Annotated in this window: 6 protein-coding genes; 3 read left to right on the forward strand and 3 right to left on the reverse strand. The window is 54.3% G+C overall.

Annotated features, from left to right (window positions below; all coding sequences use genetic code 11):
- Together QZ177_RS10300 and QZ177_RS10305 are read right to left on the reverse strand one after the other, a co-directional pair.
- The coding region (locus QZ177_RS10300) for a hypothetical protein (RefSeq protein ID WP_294177383.1) at nucleotides 1-296 on the reverse strand (296 nt) is incomplete at its 3' end.
- A 36-nt stretch (nucleotides 297-332) separates the two neighbouring features.
- Nucleotides 333-524, reverse strand: a complete 192-nt coding sequence (locus QZ177_RS10305; RefSeq protein ID WP_009645787.1) for a hypothetical protein — start codon at nucleotides 522-524, stop codon at nucleotides 333-335.
- A gap of 62 nt (nucleotides 525-586) precedes the next feature.
- On the opposite strand from QZ177_RS10305, the gene QZ177_RS10310 reads away from it, so the two are divergent.
- The 3 genes from QZ177_RS10310 (at nucleotide 587) to QZ177_RS10320 (ending at nucleotide 2,435) form a co-directional block, all read left to right on the forward strand.
- Entirely contained in the window at nucleotides 587-1,468 is an 882-nt protein-coding gene (locus tag QZ177_RS10310; protein ID WP_009645851.1) for a hypothetical protein, read from the forward strand.
- 16 nt (nucleotides 1,469-1,484) lie between these two features.
- Nucleotides 1,485-2,096, forward strand: a complete 612-nt coding sequence (locus QZ177_RS10315) for a hypothetical protein (protein WP_294177386.1) — start codon at nucleotides 1,485-1,487, stop codon at nucleotides 2,094-2,096.
- Nucleotides 2,097-2,237: 141 nt separating this feature from the next.
- Nucleotides 2,238-2,435 carry a hypothetical protein gene (locus tag QZ177_RS10320; protein ID WP_037369855.1) on the forward strand — a complete coding sequence of 66 codons (198 nt, stop codon included), beginning with the start codon at nucleotides 2,238-2,240 and terminating at the stop codon, nucleotides 2,433-2,435.
- A 231-nt stretch (nucleotides 2,436-2,666) separates the two neighbouring features.
- Here the strand turns inward: QZ177_RS10320 and QZ177_RS10325 are convergent, their stop codons facing one another.
- Entirely contained in the window at nucleotides 2,667-4,331 is a 1,665-nt protein-coding gene (locus QZ177_RS10325; protein WP_009645792.1) for a methyl-accepting chemotaxis protein, read from the reverse strand.
- Between the last annotated feature and the right edge of the window lie 290 nt (nucleotides 4,332-4,621).

A 4,621-nucleotide genomic window follows, 5' to 3' on the forward strand; every position in this document is an offset into this window, starting at 1 on the left:
TTACTATGAAAGTCCAAGAAGTCAAGCCCGAAGGGCGCAGACTGATTGGGTAACTCGCACTTCTCGCTGCAAGGACGCACCTCCGGCGCGATCAGCAAGCTGAAGAACTCGATACGGAGATCGAGCGCCAGAAGGAATACGGAAAAGGCGAACTGCTCTTCGTCGATCCCTACAGCGAGGAACTGAAGAAAAGCTATCCCTATGAACGTGAAAAGCCAAAAGGCTTCGTGCCGTTCAAGTGAAGAACAAAAAAGAATCCCTCCGACGACAGTCCCGTCGGAGGGATTCTTTTTCACTGTCTATATGTCCTGCACGGATTCGTTACTTTCCGGTCAGTCCATGACGCCCATCTTGCGTCCCCATTCTTGAAGCTCTTCCTGCGTCGGTGTTTCGTCGATCGGCCAGAAGTTCGGCGGACCCCAGTCATAGCCGAATTCCGCGACAACCTCGTCCATCGTCAGAACATCGCCCGCCATATCGGGATCGTTCAAATCATGCACCTGCGTGCTCGCCTGCTCTTTCATCGTCCGCGCTCCTTTCCGTCACAGCACCTGTTTCACTCCCAGTATACAGGAAAAATCGCCCTTTGGCAAAGCCTCGGAAAAAAATTCACGCCCGTCGGAAAGTGTGCAGTATTTTAGGCGTCGATCTCGATGAGCGCGTTCCAGTGCTCGATATGGATGCCATGGACAATTGGCTGCGTGGTATGACAAATCAGCAAGCAGCGGCGTTCATTGCTCAGCTTGCACATCAAAGCCCCATACTCACGCTTGATGCTTCGGCTAATGTTGGCATTTCGAGCAGACCTTATGGAAAGAGGCATGTTGTTCGCAATAAGGCGACGGATAGGCGCAAAAATCTTGTGGTTACGGGAAAAGTATTGAGTAACATGGAAGATTTCATAAAAAGTTCTGTCGTCATCGAGATCGCGCCAAATCGCAAAGCAGGAAGAAACCTCTCGGGCATGTCCGATGGACAAAAACGCGCACAACACCATAAAAATACGGTAAATGCGTATTATTACATCATGCTTCCCGTCAAGCACAATAACCAACTGAACACGCTTGTCTTGATTGCGGAGGAACGAAACGGCTGCCTTATTGGAGAAACAGCGCAAGTGGAGCTGTATCAAATCCAGTACGCAAATAAGGAGCGTGATCCCGCGTTGATGCCCACCCAACATAGGGTTAGCATAAACACGCGGCAACACGCTCCCACTACTGTTAGTATACGCGAAATGCTCGCCGGTGTCAAGACTTCCGATGGGAATTTCTACTATCAGCAAGCGTGGCATGGCGCGGCGAAGAATCAACAAAAAGAAGAGCCTCAAATGGCTCAGAACCCACGCGAACGAGTTTCGCGCGTCATCCGCAGCCATGGACGCTCTTTGTACATTCATTGTATCAAAAGACATCCAAAAAGTAAAGCCGGAAGAAGACTTCGTGCAAATGAAAAACACTACCGATGAAAGGAAGGAAAGCAGAATGAAGCACCCGAAACGCGACGTCTATATGGAAACGACGGAGAAGATCGTCGAGCTGCTCGAAGCCAGCCGGATTCCGTGGCAGAAAGGATGGGACGGCAAAATTGGCGCACAGTCCGACGGCACGCTCGCCGTCCATCCGGGCGCGTTCAAGGCGACGGACGACGCGAAGGAAGGCATCGAGCTGAAAATACAGAAGGACTACGCACGCAATTTCCGCGAGAACACCTTCAAGGAAGGCCTTTCCATCTACACGCCGACCGACGAAAAAGGCTGGCAGAAGCTCGATGAAGACTTCGCTGCACGCTTTCTGATCGACACGCTCCGAAACGGCAAGTACGACGATGGCCGCGTGGATGCCGACCTCCTCAAGGAAAACATCTACGATTTCGTCGGCAAGGCGATCCAAGAAAACAGCCCCTACAGCGTGATCTCGCAGGATGCGGGCTACGGTTACGACCGCGCCGTAGCCGCCTTCAGCCGCAAGGAAGTGAACGAAGCCTTCGAAACGCACCAGAAGAAAAGCGCGGGAAATTTCGCCGAGCAAGAAAAAATCGCGTCCCAAAGCGCAGCTCCCGAGGAAAGGGAAGAAGACGCAGGATGCGGCAGATAAAGAAAAAGCTGCCCGTTTCTTCCGATCCGCCGGAGTGCAATTCTCCCTGGGGAAAGAAACGAGCTGCCTCTCAATGCAAAGTATAAGGAAAGAAAGGGCTTTTGTCAATGGAAAATAAGAAAACGCAAGCTGGTACAAAGCATGCAAACAGAAAAGGCTACCAAATTTCTAGCTCCCGCCGGGGTCCAATTCCCCCTGGCAGCTAGAAAAGGCAACCTCATTAACTACAGTATAAAGACCGAAGAAGATCTTGTCAAGTTCAAACTGCAAAAAGAAGAAGAAAAGAAAGGCCAAGACCTTTTACCAGTCCGCCGGGCTTCAATTGCCCCTGGAGGGTAAAAGGTTCTTTGACCTCTTTGGTTTTAGTATAAAGACCGAAGAAGATCTTGTCAAGTAAGTCACCATCCCAATCATAAGTCGAACGGTATCACAAAAGCAGATCGGCAGGCACAGATCTCGGAGGATCTCCTGCATCGTGATTTTCATGCCGCGCTCAACTGGGTCACGACCCATATAAAAAGAGCGCGGGCATTGCTGCCTGCGCTCTTTTCTATGTGTGGGACGTCGATATCATACCTTAAACTTGCCGACCAGCCCCTCGAGGTTCGATGCGAGCTGCGCGAGGTTTTCGGCGGTGGCGGTGAACTCCTCGATGGAGGCGGTTTGCTGCTCGATGGCGGCGGCGGAGTCCTCGGAGAGGCTCGCGATATGCGTGGCGCTCTTTGCGACGCCCTGCGTCGTCGTCTCCATGTCCTTCGTATCGGACGAAGTCGAACGACTGAGCGCGCTGATTTCGGCGACGGCATCGGCACTGGCGCGCGAGCTCTCCAGGATGGTGTCAAGTGCGCCAGTGAGCCCCTTCACAACGGCGATGATCTCGTCGAGTTCGCGCACGAGCGTATCGTTTGCCGTGCGTGTCTGCGTGACCTGGCCGCGGATGTCGGCGATTTTTTTCGTCACCTCATCCGCGGCGTTGCCGGAGTTCTCGGCGAGTTTGCGCACCTCTTCGGCGACGACGGCAAAGCCGCGCCCCGACTCTCCCGCGCGTGCGGCCTCGATGGCGGCGTTGAGGGCGAGGAGGTTGGTCTGCCCGGAGAGATCCTTGATGATGTCGACGATCTGGTTGATGTCCTCCGCGTATTGGGTGAGCGTCTGGACATTTTCGTTCATCTCGTCAACGATGCCGCGTAGGCGATCCGTCTGCGCCGAGACATTGCTGACGTTCGTGCGCCCCGCTTCCGCGTGCTTCTTCGATCCGACCGAGAGATCGGACGAATGCTGTGCATAGTCGAGCATCTGCGTCATATTGCCCGCAATGGCGGTGACGCGATCGGAAAGCCCCTGCATATCTCTATTCTGTGCGTTCGCGTCGCCCGCGACGTCCGTAATGATGTGCGCGACGTGTTCGACGGCACGGCTGCTCTCGCTGCTCGCCTGCGAGAGGTTCGTCGAGAGGGCGGAGACCTGCTTGGCGGCGTCCTGTGCGCCGCGCATGATGGTCTGCAAATTCGCGACAAATTTATTGAAATACTGTACGATCTGCCCGATCTCATCGTCGCGCTCGGCGTGCATCCGCTGCGTGAGATCGCCGTCCCCCTCTGCAATGTCTGCAAAAGAGTGTGTCAACATAGCGAGCGGGCGCAGAATCTGCGTGAATATGACGAAGAATGCGCCGCCCACGATGATGAGGGCGAGCAGGATGACGATCTCCTGTACGGTCTTGGAGGCAGCGATCTTTTCCTGACTTGCGGCGTCGTATGCGCCGACGAGCTTATTGACCTCGGCAACGTAGTCCGCGACGGAAGCCGCGACCTTGGCGTCCGCTGCGGTGCGCGCCTCCGGGCTGTCCGCGTCCATCACGGCGGTAACCTGCGCGCGGTAGGCTTCCCAGCGCGGCTTTACCGCGTCGAGCTGCGCGCGTGCGGCAGGATCGTCCGTTTTCGTGAGGTTCAGCGCGGGATCGCCTGCATCGAGCCCTTTGAGAATCTTGTCGTACTGGGCGATAAATTCTTCGATGTTCTTCCGGATCGCGCCGGCTTCCGTGTCGTCCGCCGAGACGAGACGCGCGGAGAGCCACGAGAGCTGGTACGCCTTCATGCGCAGCGACCCGGAGGCGTTCACCATCGGCGAGTCGCCTTTGAGCTGGTCGAACGTGTGGAAGTTGAATCCAACGAGCGCAACGATGAAGACAAAAAGCGTGATGAGAATGGAGAGGAGTTTGACGCGAATGGACATTGCTTTCATAACCTTTCTGCATAACGTGAAGCTGTTATGCCGGGGCAAAATGCACCCGATTCCTATAGTATTCTTTTGTGATAATAGCACAGTCAATGATAAAATTCAAGTTGAAGCGTATGCGAGCAGTGCCGTGAAGGTTCAATTGATATCAAGACGGGTATAAAAACAGGGCTTTCCGTGCAACAATGTATTGTGTCGCGCAGAAAGCCCCAATTGTATATGCGTTGTATATAGGAATCACTGATAAATTCAGCCACCCATCTTCACACATCTGCGCTGTCCTCTCG

Origin of the sequence: uncultured Selenomonas sp. (genome assembly GCA_905372355.1) — a bacterium.
Taxonomy (GTDB): Bacteria; Bacillota; Negativicutes; order Selenomonadales; family Selenomonadaceae; genus Selenomonas.

Excerpts from the sequence above, each read along its gene's own strand:
- QZ177_RS10325 (WP_009645792.1), bottom strand. The coding sequence starts at position 4,331 with ATGTCCATTCGCGTCAAACTCCTCTCCATTCTCATCACGCTTTTTGTC.
- QZ177_RS10320 (WP_037369855.1), top strand. The coding sequence starts at position 2,238 with ATGCAAACAGAAAAGGCTACCAAATTTCTAGCTCCCGCCGGGGTCCAA.
- QZ177_RS10315 (WP_294177386.1), top strand. The coding sequence starts at position 1,485 with ATGAAGCACCCGAAACGCGACGTCTATATGGAAACGACGGAGAAGATC.
- QZ177_RS10305 (WP_009645787.1), bottom strand. The coding sequence starts at position 524 with ATGAAAGAGCAGGCGAGCACGCAGGTGCATGATTTGAACGATCCCGAT.